Origin of the sequence: Clostridium sp. (genome assembly GCF_050717515.1) — a bacterium.
Classification (GTDB): domain Bacteria; phylum Bacillota; class Clostridia; order Clostridiales; family Clostridiaceae; genus Clostridium_AD.
Genome location: NZ_JBOITL010000042.1, coordinates 129702 through 150762, shown reverse-complemented (window position 1 = coordinate 150762; position 21061 = coordinate 129702). Strand labels below are relative to the sequence as shown.

General features: G+C 32.5%; 16 protein-coding genes, 5 tRNA genes, 1 riboswitch and 1 other annotated feature (1 of these 23 running past the window's edge). Of the genes, 3 read left to right on the top strand and 18 right to left on the bottom strand.

What is annotated here, in order from left to right:
- Positions 1–173 (top strand) — a binding site (T-box leader) (it extends 47 nt beyond the left edge of the window).
- A 61-nt stretch (positions 174–234) separates the two neighbouring features.
- Both proS and ACREV6_RS25035 read left to right on the top strand, forming a co-directional pair.
- Complete coding sequence (gene proS / locus ACREV6_RS25040) at positions 235–1671, top strand: proline--tRNA ligase (RefSeq protein ID WP_431580760.1); 1437 nt, start codon at positions 235–237, stop codon at positions 1669–1671.
- A gap of 158 nt (positions 1672–1829) precedes the next feature.
- The gene (locus ACREV6_RS25035; protein WP_431580759.1) at positions 1830–2837 is read left to right on the top strand and encodes a YeiH family protein; all 1008 of its coding nucleotides are present in this window, start codon (positions 1830–1832) and stop codon (positions 2835–2837) included.
- A 96-nt stretch (positions 2838–2933) separates the two neighbouring features.
- Here the strand turns inward: ACREV6_RS25035 and prfB are convergent.
- From prfB to ACREV6_RS24970, 13 genes are all read right to left on the bottom strand, one after another.
- Positions 2934–4038, bottom strand: a protein-coding gene (prfB, locus tag ACREV6_RS25030; protein WP_431580758.1) for a peptide chain release factor 2 whose coding sequence is annotated in 2 segments (ribosomal slippage) — positions 2934–3959 and positions 3961–4038 — 1104 coding nt in all. Because the reading frame shifts where the segments join, the coding sequence is not laid out codon by codon here.
- Positions 4039–4221: 183 nt separating this feature from the next.
- The gene (gene secA / locus ACREV6_RS25025) at positions 4222–6723 is read right to left on the bottom strand and encodes a preprotein translocase subunit SecA (RefSeq protein WP_431580757.1); all 2502 of its coding nucleotides are present in this window, start codon (positions 6721–6723) and stop codon (positions 4222–4224) included.
- 258 nt (positions 6724–6981) lie between these two features.
- Positions 6982–7515, bottom strand: coding sequence for a ribosome hibernation-promoting factor, HPF/YfiA family (hpf, locus tag ACREV6_RS25020; protein WP_431580756.1), 534 nt, complete (start codon positions 7513–7515; stop codon positions 6982–6984).
- 549 nt (positions 7516–8064) lie between these two features.
- Positions 8065–8604, bottom strand: coding sequence for a ComF family protein (locus ACREV6_RS25015; RefSeq protein ID WP_431580755.1), 540 nt, complete (start codon positions 8602–8604; stop codon positions 8065–8067).
- A 113-nt stretch (positions 8605–8717) separates the two neighbouring features.
- Positions 8718–9746 carry a hypothetical protein gene (locus ACREV6_RS25010; protein ID WP_431580754.1) on the bottom strand — a complete coding sequence of 343 codons (1029 nt, stop codon included), beginning with the start codon at positions 9744–9746 and terminating at the stop codon, positions 8718–8720.
- A gap of 36 nt (positions 9747–9782) precedes the next feature.
- On the bottom strand, positions 9783–12026 hold the full coding sequence (recD2, locus tag ACREV6_RS25005; protein ID WP_431580753.1) for an SF1B family DNA helicase RecD2: 2244 nt from the start codon (positions 12024–12026) through the stop codon (positions 9783–9785).
- Between the two features lie 290 nt (positions 12027–12316).
- Positions 12317–13492 carry a methionine adenosyltransferase gene (metK, locus tag ACREV6_RS25000; RefSeq protein WP_431580752.1) on the bottom strand — a complete coding sequence of 392 codons (1176 nt, stop codon included), beginning with the start codon at positions 13490–13492 and terminating at the stop codon, positions 12317–12319.
- An 88-nt stretch (positions 13493–13580) separates the two neighbouring features.
- Positions 13581–13683, bottom strand: a riboswitch (SAM riboswitch).
- Between the two features lie 108 nt (positions 13684–13791).
- Positions 13792–13876: transfer RNA gene (locus tag ACREV6_RS24995), tRNA-Tyr, on the bottom strand.
- A 5-nt stretch (positions 13877–13881) separates the two neighbouring features.
- Positions 13882–13956: transfer RNA gene (locus ACREV6_RS24990), tRNA-Thr, on the bottom strand.
- 27 nt (positions 13957–13983) lie between these two features.
- Positions 13984–14059, bottom strand: a tRNA-Val gene (locus ACREV6_RS24985).
- A 32-nt stretch (positions 14060–14091) separates the two neighbouring features.
- Positions 14092–14176, bottom strand: a tRNA-Tyr gene (locus ACREV6_RS24980).
- Between the two features lie 5 nt (positions 14177–14181).
- Positions 14182–14256 (bottom strand) — tRNA-Thr (locus ACREV6_RS24975).
- 207 nt (positions 14257–14463) lie between these two features.
- On the bottom strand, positions 14464–15156 hold the full coding sequence (locus ACREV6_RS24970) for a hypothetical protein (RefSeq protein WP_431580751.1): 693 nt from the start codon (positions 15154–15156) through the stop codon (positions 14464–14466).
- A 152-nt stretch (positions 15157–15308) separates the two neighbouring features.
- Between ACREV6_RS24970 and yyaC the strand changes: the two genes are divergently transcribed.
- On the top strand, positions 15309–15863 hold the full coding sequence (gene yyaC / locus ACREV6_RS24965) for a spore protease YyaC (RefSeq protein WP_431580750.1): 555 nt from the start codon (positions 15309–15311) through the stop codon (positions 15861–15863).
- A gap of 105 nt (positions 15864–15968) precedes the next feature.
- Here the strand turns inward: yyaC and ACREV6_RS24960 are convergent, their stop codons facing one another.
- From ACREV6_RS24960 to murA, 5 genes are all read right to left on the bottom strand, one after another.
- Complete coding sequence (locus ACREV6_RS24960; RefSeq protein ID WP_431580749.1) at positions 15969–17003, bottom strand: rod shape-determining protein; 1035 nt, start codon at positions 17001–17003, stop codon at positions 15969–15971.
- Positions 17004–17130: 127 nt separating this feature from the next.
- Complete coding sequence (spoIIID, locus tag ACREV6_RS24955; RefSeq protein WP_164956902.1) at positions 17131–17385, bottom strand: sporulation transcriptional regulator SpoIIID; 255 nt, start codon at positions 17383–17385, stop codon at positions 17131–17133.
- A 120-nt stretch (positions 17386–17505) separates the two neighbouring features.
- Positions 17506–18285: a peptidoglycan DD-metalloendopeptidase family protein gene (locus ACREV6_RS24950; protein ID WP_431580748.1), complete on the bottom strand. Its 780-nt coding sequence runs from the start codon at positions 18283–18285 to the stop codon at positions 17506–17508.
- 224 nt (positions 18286–18509) lie between these two features.
- Entirely contained in the window at positions 18510–19553 is a 1044-nt protein-coding gene (gene spoIID / locus ACREV6_RS24945; RefSeq protein WP_431580747.1) for a stage II sporulation protein D, read from the bottom strand.
- Between the two features lie 247 nt (positions 19554–19800).
- A complete protein-coding gene (gene murA, locus ACREV6_RS24940; protein ID WP_431580746.1) occupies positions 19801–21060 on the bottom strand; it encodes a UDP-N-acetylglucosamine 1-carboxyvinyltransferase in 1260 nt (419 codons plus the stop codon).
- Position 21061 lies beyond the last annotated feature (1 nt).

The following is a 21061-nucleotide window of genomic DNA, read 5'->3' as shown; positions in this document are numbered from 1 at the left end:
AGAAAATCATTGGTGTAAGATTTTTAAAAGATCATTTTGAACCCACCTTGGAGTTCTGTACGAAATGTTTTTTTTGCAGTAAGCTACAGCGGTTTTCTACCGTTATCTAGAATCTGAGTGGATATTTTTTATATCAACTAGGGTGGTACCACCGATATTTCTCGGTCCCTTTTCGGGATGGGGTTTTTTTTGTATTCATTTTTAAAAATTTTATTAAATGAGAGGAGATTAATTATGGAAAAAGATAAAAAATTTGTAGAATCTATCGCCTCTATGGAAGATGATTTTGCACAATGGTATACAGATATTGTAAAAAAAGCAGAACTCGCTGATTATGCAAGCGTTAGAGGTTGCATGGTAATAAGGCCTTACGGATATGCAATTTGGGAGAATATTCAGAAAATTTTAGATCAGATGTTTAAAGATACAGATCACGAAAATGTATATATGCCAATGTTCATTCCTGAAAGCCTTCTAAAAAAAGAAGCAGATCATGTTAAAGGCTTCGCACCAGAGGTTGCTTGGGTAACACATGGCGGTAACGAACTATTAGCAGAAAGACTTTGCGTGAGACCTACTTCTGAAACATTATTTTGTGATCACTATGCAAAGATAATTCAATCTTACAATGATCTTCCTAAATTATATAATCAATGGTGTTCTGTAGTAAGATGGGAAAAAACTACTAGACCTTTTCTTAGAAGCTCAGAATTTTTATGGCAAGAAGGACATACCGCTCATGCAACTGCGGAAGAATCAAAAGAAGAAACCCTTAAAATGTTAAATATATACGCAACTTTTTGCGAAGAAACCCTTGCGATTCCAGTTATAAAAGGTCAAAAAACTGAAAAAGAGAAATTTGCAGGAGCAAAAGATACTTACACAATTGAAAGTTTAATGCACGATGGGAAAGCACTGCAATGCGGTACTTCTCATAACTTCGGAGATGGTTTTGCCAGAGCATTTAACATTCAATATACAGATAAAACAGGAAAACTTGCTTATGTTCACCAAACTTCTTGGGGAATGTCCACAAGACTTATCGGTGCTATAATCATGGTTCATGGTGATGAAAGTGGTTTGGTACTGCCACCAGCAGTGGCTCCAATTCAACTTATCATAGTTCCAGTTGCACTCCATAAAGAAGGCGTAATTGAAAAAGCTACAGAACTTAAGAATATGTTGTCAAAGGTAGCTAGAGTAAAAATGGATACTAGCGACAAAATGGCTGGATGGAAATTTAGCCAATATGAAATGAAAGGTGTCCCACTAAGGCTTGAAGTTGGACCAAAAGATATAGAAAAAAATCAAGTAGTATTAGTTAGACGTGATACAAGAGAAAAAATCATTGTTCCAATGCCTGAACTAGAAGCATTAGTACCAGAAATTTTAAAAGATATTCAAAAATCACTACTTGAAAAAGCTAGAAATATACAAAATAAAAGAACCTTTAGCACAACCACAGTAGAAGAGCTAAAAGAGCTTCTTGATAAAACTTTAGGATTTGTTGATGCTCCATGGTGTGGTGAACTCGCTTGTGAAGAAAATGTAAAAGAAGTAGCTGGTGCATCTTCTAGATGCATGCCACTGGATCAACCAGATAAAAAAGGTGTTTGCTTATGTTGTGGAAAACCAGCTAAGGCTATAGTAACTTGGGGAAGAGCTTATTAAAATTAGACATTAGCTCTGAACCTAAATTTAAAATATAAATAAAAATCGCCTCACTTTATAAAAAAATGAGGCGATTTTCATTTGCATTTTAAAAATAGCATAATACCAAAAATTCAATGTTAGTAAGTGACAAGGATAAAAAATAAGGAGACGTTATTATGAATTGGTTTAAACAAAATATTCAAGGTATACTATTTGCATTTGTTCTAGCACTTATTTCCACTTGGCTAGGTAATCTTTTACCCATAGTTGGTGGCCCTGTATTTGGTATTATTATAGGAATCATTATAAATAATATATTTGGAAAGCCAAAAAATACTTTAAAAGGGATAGGCTTCACTTCTAAAAAAATACTTCAATGGTCAATAATTGTGCTTGGCGCTGGATTAAGTTTAACTACGGTGTTACAAACAGGCATGGATTCATTATCTGTTACATTTTTCACCTTATCAGCAGCCTTTATATCAGCTTATGGCTTTGGAAAATTACTAGGCATTCCTTCAAAGCTTAAATCCTTAATCGGCGTAGGCACTGCCATATGTTGCGGATCCGCCATTGCTGCAATAGCTCCTATAATAGAAGCTGATGAAATGGAAATAGCCTACTCAATTTCTACTATATTCTTATTTAATATTATTGCAGTTCTTATTTTCCCACCTCTTGGCCATTTACTTCATTTTTCTGATAAAGCCTTTGGACTTTGGGCCGGTACTGCTATTAATGACACTTCTTCTGTAGTGGCTGCGGGTTACGCTTATAGTAATGCAGCCGGCAGCTATGCAACTATAGTTAAACTTACAAGAGCTACTTTAATTATACCCATTTCAATTGTATTTAGTATTATAGTTGCTATAAAAAAGAAGAAAGAATCAAAGGTGGATACAACTGCTAACTTTAGTTTTAAAAAAATATTCCCTTGGTTTATATTATGGTTTTTAGTAGCTTCACTATTAAATACTTTGGGTCTATTTAAAGGAAACAGCATATCATACATAAATACACTAGGCAAATTTATGATAGTAATGGCTCTTTCAGCTATTGGGCTCTCTTCAGACTTTAAAAAGATGATGAAAAATGGTGTTAAACCTATCTTTCTCGGTCTTATAGTTTGGTTCACAGTTGCCATTGTTAGTATAGGTGTGCAAATTTTAACAAAACAAATGTAAAATCACCTTATTAGTTTTAATAATCATATATTTATATACGATCAAAATAAAAGTTCCAGCAGAATTCTGCTGAAACTTTTATTTAAAGCTGTATTTTTATTTGTTCATTCTAAGGTACTCCACAATGAAAATATCAATATCCCCATCCATAACCGCATCTACATTTCCCATCTCAGTATTGGTTCTATGATCCTTAACCAAATTATATGGATGAAATACATAAGATCTAATTTGACTTCCCCAACCATTATCTTTTAGATCCCCAGTTAAGTCTTCAATTCTATCCTTTTTAGCTCTTTCCTTTAAATCTAAAAGTTTTGCCATAAGCATCTTCATTGCAGTTTGTTTATTACTATGCTGACTTCTTTCATTTTGACACTGAACCACTATACCCGTAGGTATATGAGTAATCCTTATGGCTGACTCAGTTTTATTTACATGTTGACCTCCAGCACCACCTGACCTAAAAGTGTCTATTCTGAGGTCGTCAGGTCTTATATCGATATCTTGACTTTCAGTTAGCTCTGGAAGTACTTCGCAAGAAGCGAAGGAAGTTTGCCTTTTGCCATTTGCATTAAAGGGTGAAATTCTTACAAGTCTATGCACTCCCTTTTCAGCTTTTAGATATCCATAGGCAAACTCACCAGTTATTTTTAATGTAACTGCTTTAATACCTGCTTCATCAGAGGGCTGATAATCTAAAACTTCGATTTTATATCCCTTTTTTTCACACCATCTTGAATACATCCTATACAGCATTTCTGTCCAGTCTTGAGCATCATTCCCACCTGCACCGTTGTGAAGGGTTAAAATAGCATTATTTATATCATATTTTCCAGATAGTAAAATTTCAATCCTAAACCTGTCAATATCACGGGCTAAATCTCTTAATTCAATTTTTATTTCTCCTATAGAGGAATCATCTTCTTCCTCCGCGCTAAGCTCAATAAGCACATCTAAATCCTCTATTTTGCTAATCAATAGGTCAAATCGATCAATCCTATCTTTAATTGCCTTAGCTTTCTGAGCAATTTCTTGCGCAAGGTCAATATTATCCCAAAAACTAGTTTCTTGCATTTTAAATTCAAACTCTCTTAACTCTTTTTCCAATGTTGTTATGTCAAAGAGACACCCTGATTTCTTCTACGTTAACTTTTACTACATTTAATTCACTTACTATTTCTTCTATTTGTACTATCAATTATTGCACCCCTTTTTTAGTTTAAATTAAAAATTGACAGTAAACAGTTTAGTTTTCGTTTTTCCACTGGGAAAAATTTTATTAACTGTCAACTGTCATCTATCAATTTCCAACTATTACTATTCCTTGTTTTTGTCCAGAATTGCTAATCCTTATGAATTTCTCTGGTGAAGTTAATGATTATTATCCCCTGCCACAGCAGTTTTTATATTTCTTCCCTGAACCACAAGAACAATCATCATTTCTTCCTGGTTTAACTTCTTTTTTAGTTGGCTCTTTTTTAGCAGAATCATCATGATTGGTTGATGTAATCTTTGCAACCATTTCTCTTTCAGGCGCTTTTTCTATTTGCACATGGAATAGATATTTAACTGTTTCCGTCTTTATATTGTCAATCATTTCAGCAAACATATCACTACCTTCCATTTGGTAGGCTTGTGATGGATCCTGCTGTTTATAAGCTCGTAGTCCAATACCTTGCTTCAAATGCTCCATATCATCAATATGGTCCATCCATTTACTGTCTACAACCCTTAGAAGAATAACTCTTTCAACTTCTCTCATTTGTTCTTCACCGAAATGTTCTTCTTTCTGAGCATACATTTTCTCAGCTATATCTAAAAGAGTAGCCTTAATTTCATCATTAGATGTTTTACCCAATTCTTCTACTGAAACAATTCCCTTTGGAAGATATATTTGTTCAAGGAAATTAATTAATTTTACTAATTCTTCGTCGAAACTTTCCTCTATACCAGTAATATGAGATGCAACTGCAGTTAAAACAACATCTTTTATCATTTCTTCAACTTGATCTTTTATGTTTTCTCCTTGAAGAACTTCTGTTCTTTGTCTATATATTATTTCTCTCTGTTGATTCATTACATCATCATATTGAACAACATTTTTTCTTATATCAAAGTTATTTCCTTCAACTTTCTTTTGAGCGCTTTCTATAGCTCCACTTACCATTTTACTTTCGATAGCATCCTCATCAGTTAAGCCTAATTTTTCTACTACTCCTTGAAGCCTTTCAGAACCGAATATTCTCATTAAGTCATCTTCCAGTGATATGTAGAATCTTGAGCTTCCTATATCTCCTTGACGACCAGAACGTCCTCTAAGTTGATTATCAATACGCCTAGATTCATGTCTTTCCGTTCCAATTATCTTGAGTCCTCCTGCTTCAACAACGCCATCTTCAAGCTTAATATCCGTACCACGACCTGCCATATTAGTTGCTATAGTAACCATGCCAAGTGCTCCTGCATGGGATATTATATCAGCTTCTTTTTCATGATATTTAGCATTAAGTACTTGATGAGGAACTCCGCGTCTTTTAAGCATTTCAGATAATAATTCTGATTTTTCTATACTAACAGTACCTACAAGAACAGGTTGCTTGCTTTTATATGTCTCAACTATTTCATCCACTATAGCCTTATATTTCCCCTTAACAGTTTTATAAACTAAGTCTGCATTATCAAGTCTTGTGAGCGGCTTATTAGTAGGTATTACTAATACGTCAAGTCCATATATTTCTCTAAATTCATTTTCTTCTGTAAGTGCAGTACCAGTCATGCCTGATAACTTATTGTACATTCTAAAATAGTTTTGGAAAGTAATTGTAGCAAGGGTTTTTGACTCTTTTTCAATTTTTACGCCCTCTTTTGCTTCAATAGCTTGGTGAAGTCCATCACTATATCTTCTACCTTCCATAAGTCTTCCAGTAAACTCATCTACAATTATAACTTCTCCATCTTTATCCATGTAATCTTTATCTTTTCTCATGATATAATTTGCTTTTAAAGCTTGAACCACATGGTGCTGCACAGTCATATTTTCTGCATCAGCATAATTTTCTAGATGGAAATATTTTTCTGCTTTGTCTATACCAGCATCAGACATTATAACAGCACTAGCTTTTTCATCTATAGTATAGTCTTCTTCTTTCACAAGGCTCTTAACAAAAAAATCTGCTACTTTATAAAAGTCTGTAGATTTTTCTCCTTCTCCAGATATTATAAGTGGGGTTCTAGCTTCATCTATTAATATGGAGTCGACCTCATCCACCACTACAAAGTTTAATTTCCTTTGAACTCTTTCTTCTTTATAAACAACCATATTATCTCTTAAATAATCGAACCCAAATTCATTATTTGTTCCGTAGGTTATATCTGAATTATAAGCCTCTTGTCTTTGAGTTTGGTCTAAATCATGAATAATTACGCCCACAGAAAGGCCTAAAAATTCGTGTATTTGACCCATCTCGTCTCTATCTCTTTTTGCAAGATAGTCATTAACTGTAACTATATGAACACCCTTCTCTGTTAGCGCATTCAAATATGATGGAAGTGTAGCCACTAATGTCTTTCCTTCGCCAGTTTTCATTTCAGTTATTCTTCCTTGATGTAGTATTATACCACCAATTAGTTGTACTCTAAAATGCTTCTTGCTAAGAACTCTCCATGAAGCTTCTCTAACTGCCGCAAAGGCTTCAGGTAATATATCATCCAAAGTCTCTCCCTTATTAAGCCTAGTCTTAAATTCTTCCGTTTTTGCTTTAAGCTCTTCATCAGTTAAGCTAGTCATTTTTGTATCTAATTCCTCTATCTTATCTACCGTTGAAATTATTCTTTTTATTTCTCTATCACTATAAGTACCAAATAATTTATTGAAAAAATTCATAATTTTCATCCTCACTATTCATTTTAATAATTCCTATTAATAATTCCTAAATATACAATCTAAATTATACCACTTAATTTGCTCGTATTCAACTTATATGCTTTGTTAATTGTAAAATTATTGTTAATAATCTTCCATTGTCATATTATGTAGAATGCAGGTTTAATAAATGATATTGAAAAGCTATCATATTTTTTAAAATTAAAAAAGGACTAAAGTAAAGATAAACTTACTTTAGTCCTTTTAATTCAATATTTCTTAAAACTCTGGCTCTATCAACCCATAATTCCCATCTTTTCTTTTATATACTACGTGCACTTCTGATGTTTCATCACTCATATATACGAAAAAGCTATGACCAACGAGCTCCATTTGAAGAACTGCTTCCTCTGCTGACATAGGTTTAAATGCAAATTTCTTTGTCTTTACTATTTTGGGTTCCATATCTTCTTCATTATTATTAGTATATAGTGGTATACCCTTAAATTTAAGAGAAGTTCCACGATTTCTTTTTTCTAATTTTGTTTTATGTTTTCTAATTTGTCCTTCTAATTTATCAACAACAAGATCTAATGAAGTATACATATCATCATTTTCCTCTTCTGCTCTTAAAACAACTTCGTTAAAAGGAATTGTAACTTCTATAGTATGTCTGGTCTTATGAACACCTAAAGTTATCTGAGCTTCAACATCTGGATTAAAATACTTATCAAATCTAGATATTTTCTTTTCCATAATATTTTTCAAGGCCTCTGTTATCTCTATGTTTTTTCCTATTATTCTAACTTTCATACTGTCCAGCCCCTTTCTAATATCTATACAATGCTAGATTACTAAGCATGTTATATAGTTGTATTTCTATACTATTACTTTTAATACTAAATAGCAACCATTAAAATCAGAATTCACATAATATTAATTCAATTTAAAGCGTACTATCACAATATTGCTTATTATTCCCCTGTTTATTTATGTACATTGTCCATTGTTTTCAGGCAACCCTTATTGTATAGTTAAATTACATGAGTTTTAGAAAACATACTCAAATAATTATATATATATTGCATATTTTTTATATAATATAAAATAAAAACTCCCAATATAATATTAGGAGTTTTTATATATTAAGTTAGTTGACCTGGTCTTTGACCCCACACTCGCCTGCTGGAGCTTTTGCTACCCGGAATTATCCTCTCACTACTTACACTCTCGCCCGTTAAGACGGCAGGACTAACCTCTAAGCCGCACCATGCTCGCTAAACTTTGTTTAACTTACGTGGATCGTTTCGCCTGCGACTGGCATCGACTTTCAACCACAAACCTAACTTACTACAATAAATATTATACCTTACTTTTGGCTATAGTCAATATGCAAACATTATTTACTCCACTTTTTTTTAGCCTGCTTGCACAATAAAAGGCTGTAGCGCCTGTAGTTATAACATCGTCAACTATTAAAATTTTTTTATTTTGTATAAATTTATTTTGTTTAATCTGAAAACATTTGTCCATATTATTCCAACGTTCTTCACCACTTAAACCTATTTGATCCTTAGTATCCACGATTTTAATTAAATTGCAAATTACGGGAATATTTAAAAACCTCGCTAAGTAATTTGCCAAAAATTCACTTTGGTTATATCCTCTATTTTTTTGTGCTTTCTTAGTCATAGGTACATAAGCTATTAAGTCAAATTTTAATTTATTGTTTTTTACAAGTTCTAGCATGTACCCCGCTAAAATTTCTCCACATACAAAATCGCTTTTATATTTAAGCCTGATAATTAACTCTTTTACTATATTTGAATAATAAAACACTGACCAAACAAGATATTTCTCTTCATTATGGCATAGATAAAAACTTTCGGTGCATCGCCTCATTTTTTTCCTGCATTGCGTACATAATGCTTCACTTTCAACCGTATATTCATTGCAGATTACACAATGTTCATCGCCTGAATATATTAGCTGGATTAAACAATAAATTAGATTTTTTATATATTTAATAATCCTTTTTCCCACGCTTTCTCATTAAATTTTCTAGCTATATTTTTAGCCTTATCCATTTGCGCAGTTTCAACATTAGCTAAAAATATTGCCTCTCCCCTTTGTATATTTTCATATCTTCCAACCTTACTTGATAGATATAACAGCTGCTTATGATTAAATTTAATATTATCAGCAAAATAGACTATAACATCCACCGCATGGAATTCTAAGTAACTTTCTTCAAAGTCATTAGTTACTATTATCCCCTTATCTTTATTCATAAACGTTATAGGAATATCAGCATCACTTTTTTTACTAATATATAAAAATAAATTTTCACTCAACTTTTCTTTGAAATTACTTAGATACTCGAATACAGCCACAGCTTTTTCTCCATCTGGTGTAAAGATTATCACCTTTCTATTAGATATAATTGACCAATTTAAATATTCATAAACTACCAAAGGTATCTCAATATTAAGATTTATTCTGGTAGTTATGATTCTAGGCTCTATAATCGGAATTTTATTATTTGTTAACGGAAACATAATAGTAGCATCTTCACTTAAAACATTCTCTACGGAATAAGCTATAGCTGTGCCTCCTGCTCTGCACAGTTTAAATAATATTTTTTTTATTTGTTGTTTGCTATATTTAGGGAAACTTCTAATCTCATTATAAATAACTAAATCAAATTTTTCTTGGAGTCTTAATGTACTTTCATGATTGCATATATGTAAATATTCATTGACACTGCTATAATTTTCTCCATGGACATATACATATTTGCCTAAATTGCTAAAGTTATTCATATAGTAAACAATATCAATTTTGCGTACATCTTCGTTAGTTATATACAATATATTTTTCTTTTCATTAGCGTATGTAATTATAGTTTCCAGCAATATATCAGAGGAATTGTAAAACATAGACACAACATCAATTCTTTTTTTGCCATTTAATGAACATCTTAAAATTTCTTTGCTAATTTCATCTTTTTCCTTGCTAAGGTTTAAATTTGCGTAGAAATACATGTAAAATCTCCTTTACAGTTAAATATTTGTCTTAATTTAATTGTGCTGATTTTCATCATGGCTTAGATCTGCATCTACTATTTGTCTTATCCTCCAGCCTAGCGCAGAGTATCTTTCGAAACTTCTATTATTATCCTTCATAAAATTAATAGCTTTTGTTTTTCCCACTAAGACAACCATATGCTTTGCCCTAGTTATTCCTGTATAAAGCAAATTTCTATTCATTAAAAGTGGCGGTCCCATAAACATAGGCATAATTACCACTTCAAACTCACTACCTTGGCTTTTATGTATAGTAATAGCATAAGCTAAAGTTAGTTCATCTAAAAATACTCCCTCATATTCTACCCGCTTATCATCATCAAAAACTACAATGACATTTTCATTATCTTCATCGATATCGCAAACATACCCTACATCCCCATTAAAAATTCCAACGCCATCTTTTTCATGATTTGCACTCAATTTATTCCATTTCATAGAATAATTATTTTTAACTTGCATGACCTTGTCCCCTACCCTAAATATAGTATTCCTATATTCCTTTTCTTTTTTATATTTAGACTTAGGATTTAATATTGCCTGAAGTTTTTCATTTAAATTTTCTATGCCTAGTATTCCTTTTCTCATAGGTGAAAGTATCTGAATATGCTTCATTTTGTCCCACTCTTTGTTGAATTTTGGAAGTCTAGTATTAATTAAAGTAATTATGCTGTCTAAAATTTTGTCTGGCTCATCATTTTCAATAAAGTAAAAGTCCTTATCCTTTTTATTTAAGATGGGCATTTCACCATTGTTAATTTTATGAGCATTTACAATAATCATGCTTTCCCTAGCTTGCCTAAAAATCTCCTTAAGCTTAACTACTTTAACGCAGTTACTGTCAATAATATCTCTTAATACATTCCCTGGTCCCACAGACGGCAATTGATCCACATCGCCCACAATTATAAGCCTAGTCCCTACGCTGATAGCTTTTAATAAACTATTCATAAGCATTATATCTATCATAGAAGCTTCATCAATAATTAACACATCGCAATCTAAAGGGGCTTCCTCGCCTCTAAAAAACTGCGACCCATCATCGCCTCCCATTCCAAGCTCGAGTAACCTATGTATTGTTTTAGCTTCCCTGCCAGTAGCTTCTGTCATTCTTTTAGCGGCCCTTCCAGTAGGCGCTGCCATAAACACTTTCATTCCAGCTTTTTCAAACACATCTATAATACAATTGATTATAGTAGTTTTGCCTGTACCAGGTCCTCCAGTTATAACCTCCATACTATTCTCCGCAGCACCACATATAGCAGCCTTTTGAGACATTGCAAATTTTATACTTTTTTCGTTTTCAAATTTTTCGATTTCCTCTTCAATGTCTAAATCTAATTTTTCATATTTTGCTATAGATAAATTTATGACTTTTTTAGTAATACTTAATTCGCAATAGTAAAAAGGCATAGTGAATACACATTTTTCTTCATCAATATTTTCCACTTTCAATTTTCCCTGCACAACATTGTCAAAAATACTCTTCTCAATTTCTTCCTCAGAAACCCCAAGAATATTTTTAGCTTCCTTATGTAACTTTTCTAGTGGCATATAAGTATTCCCCATAGCACAAAATTCATTAACAACATAATTAATTCCACTTTGTATTCTAAAAGGTGACTCTTTGTCAATACCTAAGCTTCGAGCTATCTTATCAGCAATTTTAAATCCCACGCCAGCAATAGTTTCTGTTAACACATATGGATTATCTTGTACTACCTTTATAGAGTCTCCACCATATTTTTTATAAATCTTCACACATTGGTTAGGTGTTACCCCGTAGGTTTGAAGAAATATCATTATATTTTTAACTTCTCTTTGCTTAGAATAAGATTCCAAAATTAATTTAATCTTTTTCTCTCCCACACCATCAATTTCCCTTAGTCTTTGGATTTCATTATCTAGTATATTCATGGTATTTTCTCCAAAGTGTTGTACAATTTTTTTAGCAGTCACTGGTCCAATTCCTTGAATAACTCCTGAAGCTAAATATTTTTCTATACCTGCAATAGAACTAGGTATTATTTCCTCACAGGAAATTATTCTAAATTGCTTTCCAAATTGAGGATGATTAACCCATTCTCCTGTTAATTTTAAATTTTGCCCTTCACTTATGTAGGGTACAATTCCTACAACAGTTATTTGCTCTTTAATAGCATTTAAATGAGCAATAATATACCCATTTTCTTCATTGTGAAATACTATATCTCCTATGGTTCCTTGTATTTCTGGCATAAAATCTCCCCTATTTATAAATTTATATAGTAGCAATGCTAATAATATTATTATTTGCATTATTGTTGTTATTATATCATATGTACTTTAGGCTTTTTACCTTTAGTATACCCCTATCTTAAGTTTTATCATAATGCCAATTACTAATCAAGATAATGGATTAAAATTTAATATTTATAGAATTATTTCAATCGTTTAGCACTAACCTTTTAAATTCTATAATAAAAAGAGAGATAACAATTACTACTTGTTATCTCTCTTTTTATTATAGATATTTTTTTTATTTTATTTTATAAGTATTTTTTTATTTGTTCAACCTTGTTTAGTCTTTCCCAAGAAAGGTCTAAATCAATTCTTCCAAAATGTCCATAAGCTGCTGTCTGTTTGTAAATAGGTCTTCTAAGGTCTAATTCTCTTATAATAACAGCTGGCCTTAAATCAAATACTTTTCCAATTATTTCAACAATTTTATCTTCTGCAATTTTTCCTGTTCCAAAAGTTTCAACTTCTATAGATACAGGTTTTGCTACACCTATAGCATAAGCTAACTGAATTTCTAATTTATCTGAAACTCCTGCTGCTACTAGGTTTTTAGCAACCCATCTTGCAGCATACGCAGCGGATCTATCAACTTTTGTTGGATCTTTTCCAGAAAACGCTCCACCACCATGCCTTGCATATCCTCCATAAGTATCTACTATTATTTTTCTTCCCGTTAAACCAGAGTCTCCTTGAGGTCCTCCAATTACAAATCTGCCTGTAGGATTTATATAATATTTAGTGTTTTCATCTAATAACTCACTTGGAACTATAGGTTTTATTACATGTTCTATTAAATCACTTTCAATTTGATCGTGAGTCGCCTCTTCTCCATGTTGAGTTGAAATAACAATAGTATCTATTCTTACTGGCTTATTATCTTCATACTCTACAGTAACTTGAGTCTTACCGTCTGGTCTTAAATAGTTCAGCTTGCCATTCTTTCTTACTTCACTTAATCTTCTTGCCAGTCTATGAGCCATCGCAATTGGAAGTGGCATGTACTCCGGTGTCTCATTAGTGGCAAATCCAAACATCATACCTTGATCTCCAGCGCCTATTGAATCTATCTTATCCTGTGTGCCTTCCTTAGACTCTAATCCTTCGTTAACTCCCATAGCTATATCTGCTGATTGTTCTCCAATAGAGGTTAGAACCGCACAGGTACTAGCATCAAATCCATATTTTGCTCTAGTATATCCTATACCTTCAATGGTACTTCTAACAACCTTAGGAACATCTACATAACAAGTAGTTGTTATCTCTCCCATAACTAAAACCATTCCTGTAGTAACTGCTGTTTCACAAGCAACTCTAGCATGTGGATCTTGCTCTAAAATAGCATCAAGTATAGCGTCTGAAATTTGGTCGCAAATTTTATCTGGATGTCCTTCTGTAACCGATTCTGATGTAAATAGTCTTTTCATTATATTTCTCCTTTCTAATGCTGAAAAAATTTATTTTTTAAAAAAATAAAACCCCTTCTAAATATAAGAAGAGGTGTTTTAACCATCTTTCTTATCTCGCAGAATAAACCTGCAGGAATTGGCACCATGGTACATTGTACCGGTTGCCGGGTTTCATAGGGCCTTTTTCCCTCCACCTCTCTTGATAAGAGTTATCAATATTAAGTTTTAATAATAATACCATATAAGTTTTTCAGTGTCAACAAATCCTACTTGGCTTTAAAATAAAATAAATAAAAAAGACATCTACAGATGTCTTTTGGTGGAGGAAGATGGATTCGAACCATCGAAACATTACGTAACAGATTTACAGTCTGCCCCCTTTGGCCACTCGGGAACTCCTCCATATATGGAGCTAGCAATAGGAATCGAACCTACAACCTGCTGATTACAAGTCAGCTGCTCTACCGTTGAGCCATGCTAGCATTCATTCTATTCTTTGAAAATTATTATGGTGGGAACAACAGGGTTCGAACCTGTGACCCTCTGCTTGTAAGGCAGATGCTCTCCCAGCTGAGCTATGCTCCCATAATTTGCGATAATGATAGTGATAATAAAAATGGTGGAGGAGGACGGATTCGAACCATCGAAACATTACGTAACAGATTTACAGTCTGCCCCCTTTGGCCACTCGGGAACTCCTCCACTTTTGGAGCTGGCAATAGGAATTGAACCTACAACCTGCTGATTACAAGTCAGCTGCTCTACCGTTGAGCCATGCCAGCATATTATACTTTTGTGTCTTTATCCTGTCGACAAGAATTATTATATAACTTTAAACAATTAATTTCAAGCCCATTTTCTTCGAATTAACGACTTCTTCTCTACATTACTATAGCATTCGCATATTTACTCTATTTTAAGCATCAATGTAACTTATTATTATTCATTAAAAAAGTAATTGTTTTTTTATATTGTTTACTAGAATACAATTATTTTAGTCTCTCTGCAGCATCCATATCTATAAACTTCGCAGCTATTTTTCTCACTTTTCCATATTCTTTTTTTGATAAATCTTCTTTTAATAACTTCAGGGCTTTAAGAACACCTTCCTCAGCATCAACCGCATATAAATATTCTTCCACTTTTTTATAATTCTTTTTGCCTAGCTTGAAGCTTATATATAGTAATTTTATTTTATCAGAAGCAGTTAGATTTTCTTCTATTTTCCCTGTCGATACTTTAAATACTGATTGTATCTGCTGTTTAGTGTTGTAATTAAAATTTTCTATACTATCCCCTGTTTCAAGCGAATTTATGTCACTTGGGATATCCTTGTTCCAATTATTTTTTTCCCTGTCTCTAGTTGATGAATTTACATTCAAACTATCAATACTTTTTTTCTTCTCACTTAATTTTTTTTTAGCCAAATATTCTTTTTTAGTTAAATCTTCTTTCGTATTAGAATTTTCTTCAACAACTTTTTTCACCACCTTACCTTGATTGTCATTAGTTATTTTTTTTGGGGGAGTGTAAGCCTTTTTATATCCAGTTACTACCTGTTTTCTTGGATTATCTTCTTCGTAAGCCTTTACCTTAATTACAACACTGCTGTAATACCCCATATTAAATACGCTTACAACAGTAGAAAATATAATAATAAACAATAAATTTTTTTTCTTCATGTTAATACCACCTCAAATAATTAGTATATATAGATTATTTTCCAATTTATCGTTTTTTTATTCTTTTATCATAATAATACACAGAATTTATTCATATAAATTATTGTTAGGAAAGTAATTTATTCACAGCGCAATACAAGGAGGTATATTTCTTGAGTAAAGCTAAAACCCATTATAAAGACCCTCTAGCATACTATACAATTTCAAACTTTCTAAAAGACTATATTGACCAAAACACTCTAGTTGTTTGTATAGGCACTGATAGATGTATAGGTGATTGTCTAGGCCCACTCGTGGGTACATTTTTAAAAGATAGTTCCTTCCCACTACCTGTATATGGCACTATAGATAACCCAATCCACGCCTTGAACATCGATAGTAAATTATCTAAAATAAATGCACTGCACCCAAACTGCACTATAATAGGTGTTGACGCATGTTTAGGAGACACATCGAATATCGGTGAAATCCAAGCTAGAAATTATCCAATTCATCCTGGTAAAGGTGTAGGAAAAACACTTCCTAAAGTAGGTAATGTTTCATTAATAGGTATAGTAGATTCAAGTGATGATAGTGAATTGTTCACTAATAGAAACATAAGACTTAGTTTAGTAATGGAAATTGCTTCAGTTTTGAGCCGCTCCCTTTTGCATTCATATTATTTATATTCACTTAGTAATGAAGATAAAAATTCAAGTCTTATTTAATAATTATCCACGGTTTTAAATTTAAAGTACATTATATAACAAAAAATAAGCAATACAATTATTAGTTTAATTGTATTGCTTATTCATATAGCTTGTTTACACTTTTTAGTCTGTTAAATATCTGTCTCCCCCATTAAATGAATTATCTAGCTTATCCATATAATCCAATACTTTGCCTGTTCCCAGTGCTACGCATGAAACGGGATCCTCAGCAAGATATACTGGGACTTTGGTAATTTCCTGTATAAGTTTATCTAGTCCTTTTAATAGTGAACCTCCACCAGTCATGACTATACCTTTGTCAGCTATATCGGCTGACAGCTCTGGTGGTGTTTTTTCTAACACGGAATGTGTACATTCTGCTATTGAATTTACAGCCTCTTTTAAAGCTTCTCGCATTTCTTCCGAAGTTACTTGTAAATTTTTAGGAAGTCCTGTGATTAAATCCCTACCTCTTATCTCCATTGTAGTCTCTTCATCTTGTTTATAAGCACAACCTATGTTAATTTTTAAATTTTCTGCGGTTCTCTCACCAATCATTAACTTATGTTTCCGCCTAATATACTTTATAATATCGTCATCAAACTTATCTCCAGCTACTTTAATTGATTCACGTACAACCATGCCACCTAAAGAAATAACTGCAACATCTGTAGTACCTCCACCAATATCAATAACCATATTACCGCTTGCGCGAGTAATATCAAGTCCTGCTCCGATTGCCGCCGCTAATGGTTCTTCTATAAGATAAACTTTCTTAGCCCCAGCATTTCTAGCTGCATCTTGTACCGCTCTTCGTTCTACTTCCGTTGCTTCGCAAGGGACGCATATGACAACTCTTGGGGCTGATAACCTTCTTTTCCCACAAGCCTTACTAATAAAATGCTTTAACATTTTTTCTGTTATATCATAATCTGATATAACTCCGTCCCTCATAGGACGTATTGCCACAATATTGCCTGGTGTTCTTCCTATCATCTGCCTAGCTTCTTCTCCTACTGCCAATACCCTATTATTATTTCTATCTATGGCAACAACAGATGGCTCCTTTAAAATAACACCTTTTCCCTTGATATATACAAGTACCGTGGCTGTACCTAAATCTATTCCCATATCTGTACCCATTCTAAAAAAAAACATCTCAAAACTCACTCCTGCTCTTTAGTATATTCATTATTTAAATTATACTAATCTCTATTCTATAAAGCCATAAAAAAATCCTCTTTTTTAGCTTTAATATTTATTATTGTTTTTTTTTGAAATGTTTTTATCCTTCTACTGCCTTGTATTTAAGTCTTGTTGCTCTTCCTCCCCTGATATGTCGTTCAGATTTATTTAAATCCAAAATTGTTTTTGCTTGGTTAGCAATTTGAGGATTTATTGTAGGCAATCTTTCCGTCATATCCTTGTGTATAGTACTCTTGCTAACTCCAAACACTTTGGCGGTTCTTCTTATTGTAGCTTTAGACTCAATAATATACTTAGCAACTTCTAGTACTCGATCTTCAATATAGTCTTTCAAAGTGTTACCTCCTTGACCCTTCTCTATTTATAAATATGCAATAACTTGCTTTTACATTCCATTCCAATTAGTCATTTTGCCATATATTTAGGAAAAATGACTAATTGATATGGTTATTTATTATTGTTTTTTTGCTACTGGTTGATATTTCTCATATTTTACATATCTAGCAGGATCAACGTTCTTACTACTTTGCAAAATTTCAAAATGCAGATGAGATCCATAGTCTTCCTTATATGAGTTTAAACTAGTGTTTCCCACAGAACCAATTTTCTGTTTTTTTGTGACTTTATCATTTATTTTTACTAATATATTTTTATCTAAATTAGAATATTTAGTAATAAAGCCATTTCCATGATCTATTACAACCATCTTACCCTTTTGCTTAGCTACGTCGGTTCCAACCTCTTTAACTGTTCCATCCATAACTGATAGAACTGGCTCGCCTATCTTTGCTTGAATATCAACACCTAAGTTAGTTCTATAGCTTCCATCAGTCTTCCACACAACTGGATCAATATCTTTTGAATATGCTCTTGCAAGCAATCCATTAGCTACAGGTTTTGCAAATGTAGCATTAACTGATTTAGAAACAGGTGCCGTTAAATTTCCAGTTGTACCCTTTTGAATATTAGGTACTGGTTTAAGCACCTCAGTCTTAGCCAATTTTTCTTTTTTTACTTGAAGAGCGTCTTGATATTGTTTTTCTTGTTCTTTCAAAACGTCTCCTGCATTTGCTTGTTCCTTTTGAATTGCTTCTTGCTTGCTTGCTTGTTTTTTATTATTACCTGCCGTTATAGTTGCTACTGTAGCCACTATACATAAACAAATAAATAAAACTACATAGAAGCCCTCCTTCTTGAAAAAGTTTAATGCCTTATTGTTTGCTCTTTTATCCATACAAACACCTCCATTTGTATTTTTGTCCATATTGTAATAAAACATACATATTTTATAAATTTTTTTCAAATTATTTCACATTTTTATTATACTTTTTCAAATTTATGTTTTATAAATTAAAATATAGCCCTAATTTAACATTTTTTTACTTTTTTTAAAATCATTATAAAAAATAAGCTAGTTATCCTTCGCAAAAAAGTTAACTAGCTTATTATTGTAATTTTTCATTTAGATATAACAGTTCCATTATAGTAATGATTTAATATTTTAATATAATCTTTCCCTTCCTTAGCCATAGCATTTGCACCCCATTGGCTCATTCCTACACCATGACCATATCCAGTGCAGTTTATTTCTACATTTTTTAAATTAAACACTATTTCAAAATTTGATGATTTAAGGTCTAACATAGTTCTAAATTTACTGCCTGTCATTGTTATGCTCCCTATTTTAATGTTTTTAACACTTCCTGCCTCCGTCCTATCAATTACTGCTATTTGTTTTTTTATGCTAGCTGAGGTTACCTTAGCATTATTATAATTGCTATTTATAATCTGACTTAGCTCATTGTATCCAAAAATTTTAATGCTTTTAAAATTTTTTGTTCCTTCTTCACCCGGACTTTCTACACTCCTTAAATAAGGTATACTATTGCTAAATACATCCTCAGAATTTTCAGTTTTGCCACTGCTAGTTGCAAAATAATAAGGCTCCATTACCAATCTGTTGTTATAGGTTAAAACTTGTCCTTGTGTTCCAACCACCGCCTTCTTAATCTTATCCCAATATTTTTCGCCATCCTTAGCCCATATTTTTATACGCTCTTCTTTCGTGGTGTATACCTGACAGTGAACTGTATCGCATAAATTTGCTCCATTAGCATTTTTGCATAGTATTCCACCTAATTCAGTAACATGAGCTAATGCGTAAGTCCTAGCAGCCACTGCTTGGGCTTTTAAAGCATCTATCTCAAATCCTGCAGGCATTTCGGCTGCAACAACTCCAGTAATGTATTCTTCTAAACTGATTTCTTTTGTTTTGTTTTCCTTTGATATGAACACTTTAATTTTAGAAATTTGGGAAAGTGAGACGCTTTTATTAAGATTTTTATATTCTTCTGATTTAATTATAGAGTTTTTACTTTTATTTAAGCTTTTATTATCCCCTACTCCAACTATTAACACAGAAGCTATAACTATAAAAGAAATAAATGCAATGCTTAATAGAAAGAAGTTTTTCAAATGTACCGTAATAAAAACTCTTCTCATTCTTTTCTCCTCTCGTTATAAAATAAATATTACTTTATACATATTAAATAAATATAAATAATATTACTTTTTTCAAAATTCTAATTCCCTAATGAATAAAAAAATCAAGAAAATATTAATCATAAATAAAGAATTGAAATATATTAATAACTTATATCTCAATTCTATAAATTTCATATTAACTTATCACCTTTGCAGCCATAATATTAGCTACATCTATCATTATAATTTAATTTCCCCAGTGTTTTTAAGAACTCACCCTTTCTATATCTGCACCTAATCCCTTTAATTTCTGTTCAATAGAAACATAGCCCCTATCAATATGATATATATCGCTTATTGTAGTTGACCCCTCTGCAGTAAGTCCTGCTAGTATTAGTGCTGCTCCTGCTCTTAAATCTGTAGCTGTGACTTCCGAACCTGTAAATGTGTCTATACCTTCTATTACAGCACTTCTACCATCTATTCTTATATTTGCTCCCATTCTCTTGAGTTCTACGGCTTGCATAAACCTGTTTTCAAATATAGTTTCCGTAATTATACTTGTACCTTTTACAGTACATAATAAACTCATCATCTGAGCTTGCATATCTGTAGGAAATCCAGGGTATGGCATAGTTTTTATATCTACGGGGTTTAGCTTTTTCCTTCCGTCAACTATTATGCTGTTTTTATTAATCTCCATTGCAACTCCCATTTCTGTAAGCTTTGCTATTATCGGTTTTAAATGAACCTCATCAGCACCATTTATTTTAATTAGGCTCTTTGTCATTGCAGCAGTTATCATAAATGTACCCGCTTCAATTCTGTCATATATAGGCTTATAAACAACCTCCTTAAAATCTTTAACCCCTGAAATCCTTATAGTGTCTGTTCCTTCACCACTTATTTGTGCTCCCATAGCCCTTAGAAATCTTGCTAAATCTACAATTTCAGGCTCTTCAGCTGCATTTCCTATTACCGTTTCACCATCTGCAAGCGTTGCCGCCATCATTATATTTTCTGTAGCGCCTACTGAAGGATAATCTAAGTATATGTTGCTGCCTCTTAGTTTTTTTGCTTTTGCTTCCACATACCCGTGGCCTACTGATATATCTGCTCCAAGTGCTGCGAGTCCTTTTAAATGAAGATCAATTGGCCTTGTTCCAATATTGCATCCCCCGGGTAGTGAAATCTTGAAAGTTCCAAATCTTCCAAGCATGGGTCCCATTATTAAAAAAGATGCCCTCATTTTTCTTACTAATTCATCGTTAGCATCATTATCAAATAGATTGGCAGTATTAATTTTCACCTTTTTATTTAACCTATCTATACTAACATTTGCTTTAAGAGATTTCAGTACTTCACAAATTACAAATACATCTTCAAGCATAGGCGCATTTTCAATGGTACAATTATTGCCGTTCAATATAGTTGCTACAAGTATAGGAAGCACTGAATTTTTAGCTGAACTAATATTGACTTCACCTTGTAATTTTTTCCCACCTTTTATAACTAATTTATCCATT

Excerpts from the sequence above, each read along its gene's own strand:
- ACREV6_RS24960 (WP_431580749.1), bottom strand. The coding sequence starts at position 17,003 with ATGTTTTTTTTTAGAATGGGTACAGATATGGGAATAGATTTAGGTACA.
- secA (WP_431580757.1), bottom strand. The coding sequence starts at position 6,723 with ATGAATTTTTTCAATAAATTATTTGGTACTTATAGTGATAGAGAAATA.
- proS (WP_431580760.1), top strand. The coding sequence starts at position 235 with ATGGAAAAAGATAAAAAATTTGTAGAATCTATCGCCTCTATGGAAGAT.
- recD2 (WP_431580753.1), bottom strand. The coding sequence starts at position 12,026 with ATGCCAGAAATACAAGGAACCATAGGAGATATAGTATTTCACAATGAA.
- ACREV6_RS25015 (WP_431580755.1), bottom strand. The coding sequence starts at position 8,604 with ATGAGGCGATGCACCGAAAGTTTTTATCTATGCCATAATGAAGAGAAA.
- ACREV6_RS25010 (WP_431580754.1), bottom strand. The coding sequence starts at position 9,746 with ATGTATTTCTACGCAAATTTAAACCTTAGCAAGGAAAAAGATGAAATT.
- ACREV6_RS24950 (WP_431580748.1), bottom strand. The coding sequence starts at position 18,285 with ATGGATAAAAGAGCAAACAATAAGGCATTAAACTTTTTCAAGAAGGAG.
- spoIID (WP_431580747.1), bottom strand. The coding sequence starts at position 19,553 with ATGAGAAGAGTTTTTATTACGGTACATTTGAAAAACTTCTTTCTATTA.
- metK (WP_431580752.1), bottom strand. The coding sequence starts at position 13,492 with ATGAAAAGACTATTTACATCAGAATCGGTTACAGAAGGACATCCAGAT.
- murA (WP_431580746.1), bottom strand. The coding sequence starts at position 21,060 with ATGGATAAATTAGTTATAAAAGGTGGGAAAAAATTACAAGGTGAAGTC.
- hpf (WP_431580756.1), bottom strand. The coding sequence starts at position 7,515 with ATGAAAGTTAGAATAATAGGAAAAAACATAGAGATAACAGAGGCCTTG.
- ACREV6_RS24970 (WP_431580751.1), bottom strand. The coding sequence starts at position 15,156 with ATGAAGAAAAAAAATTTATTGTTTATTATTATATTTTCTACTGTTGTA.
- ACREV6_RS25035 (WP_431580759.1), top strand. The coding sequence starts at position 1,830 with ATGAATTGGTTTAAACAAAATATTCAAGGTATACTATTTGCATTTGTT.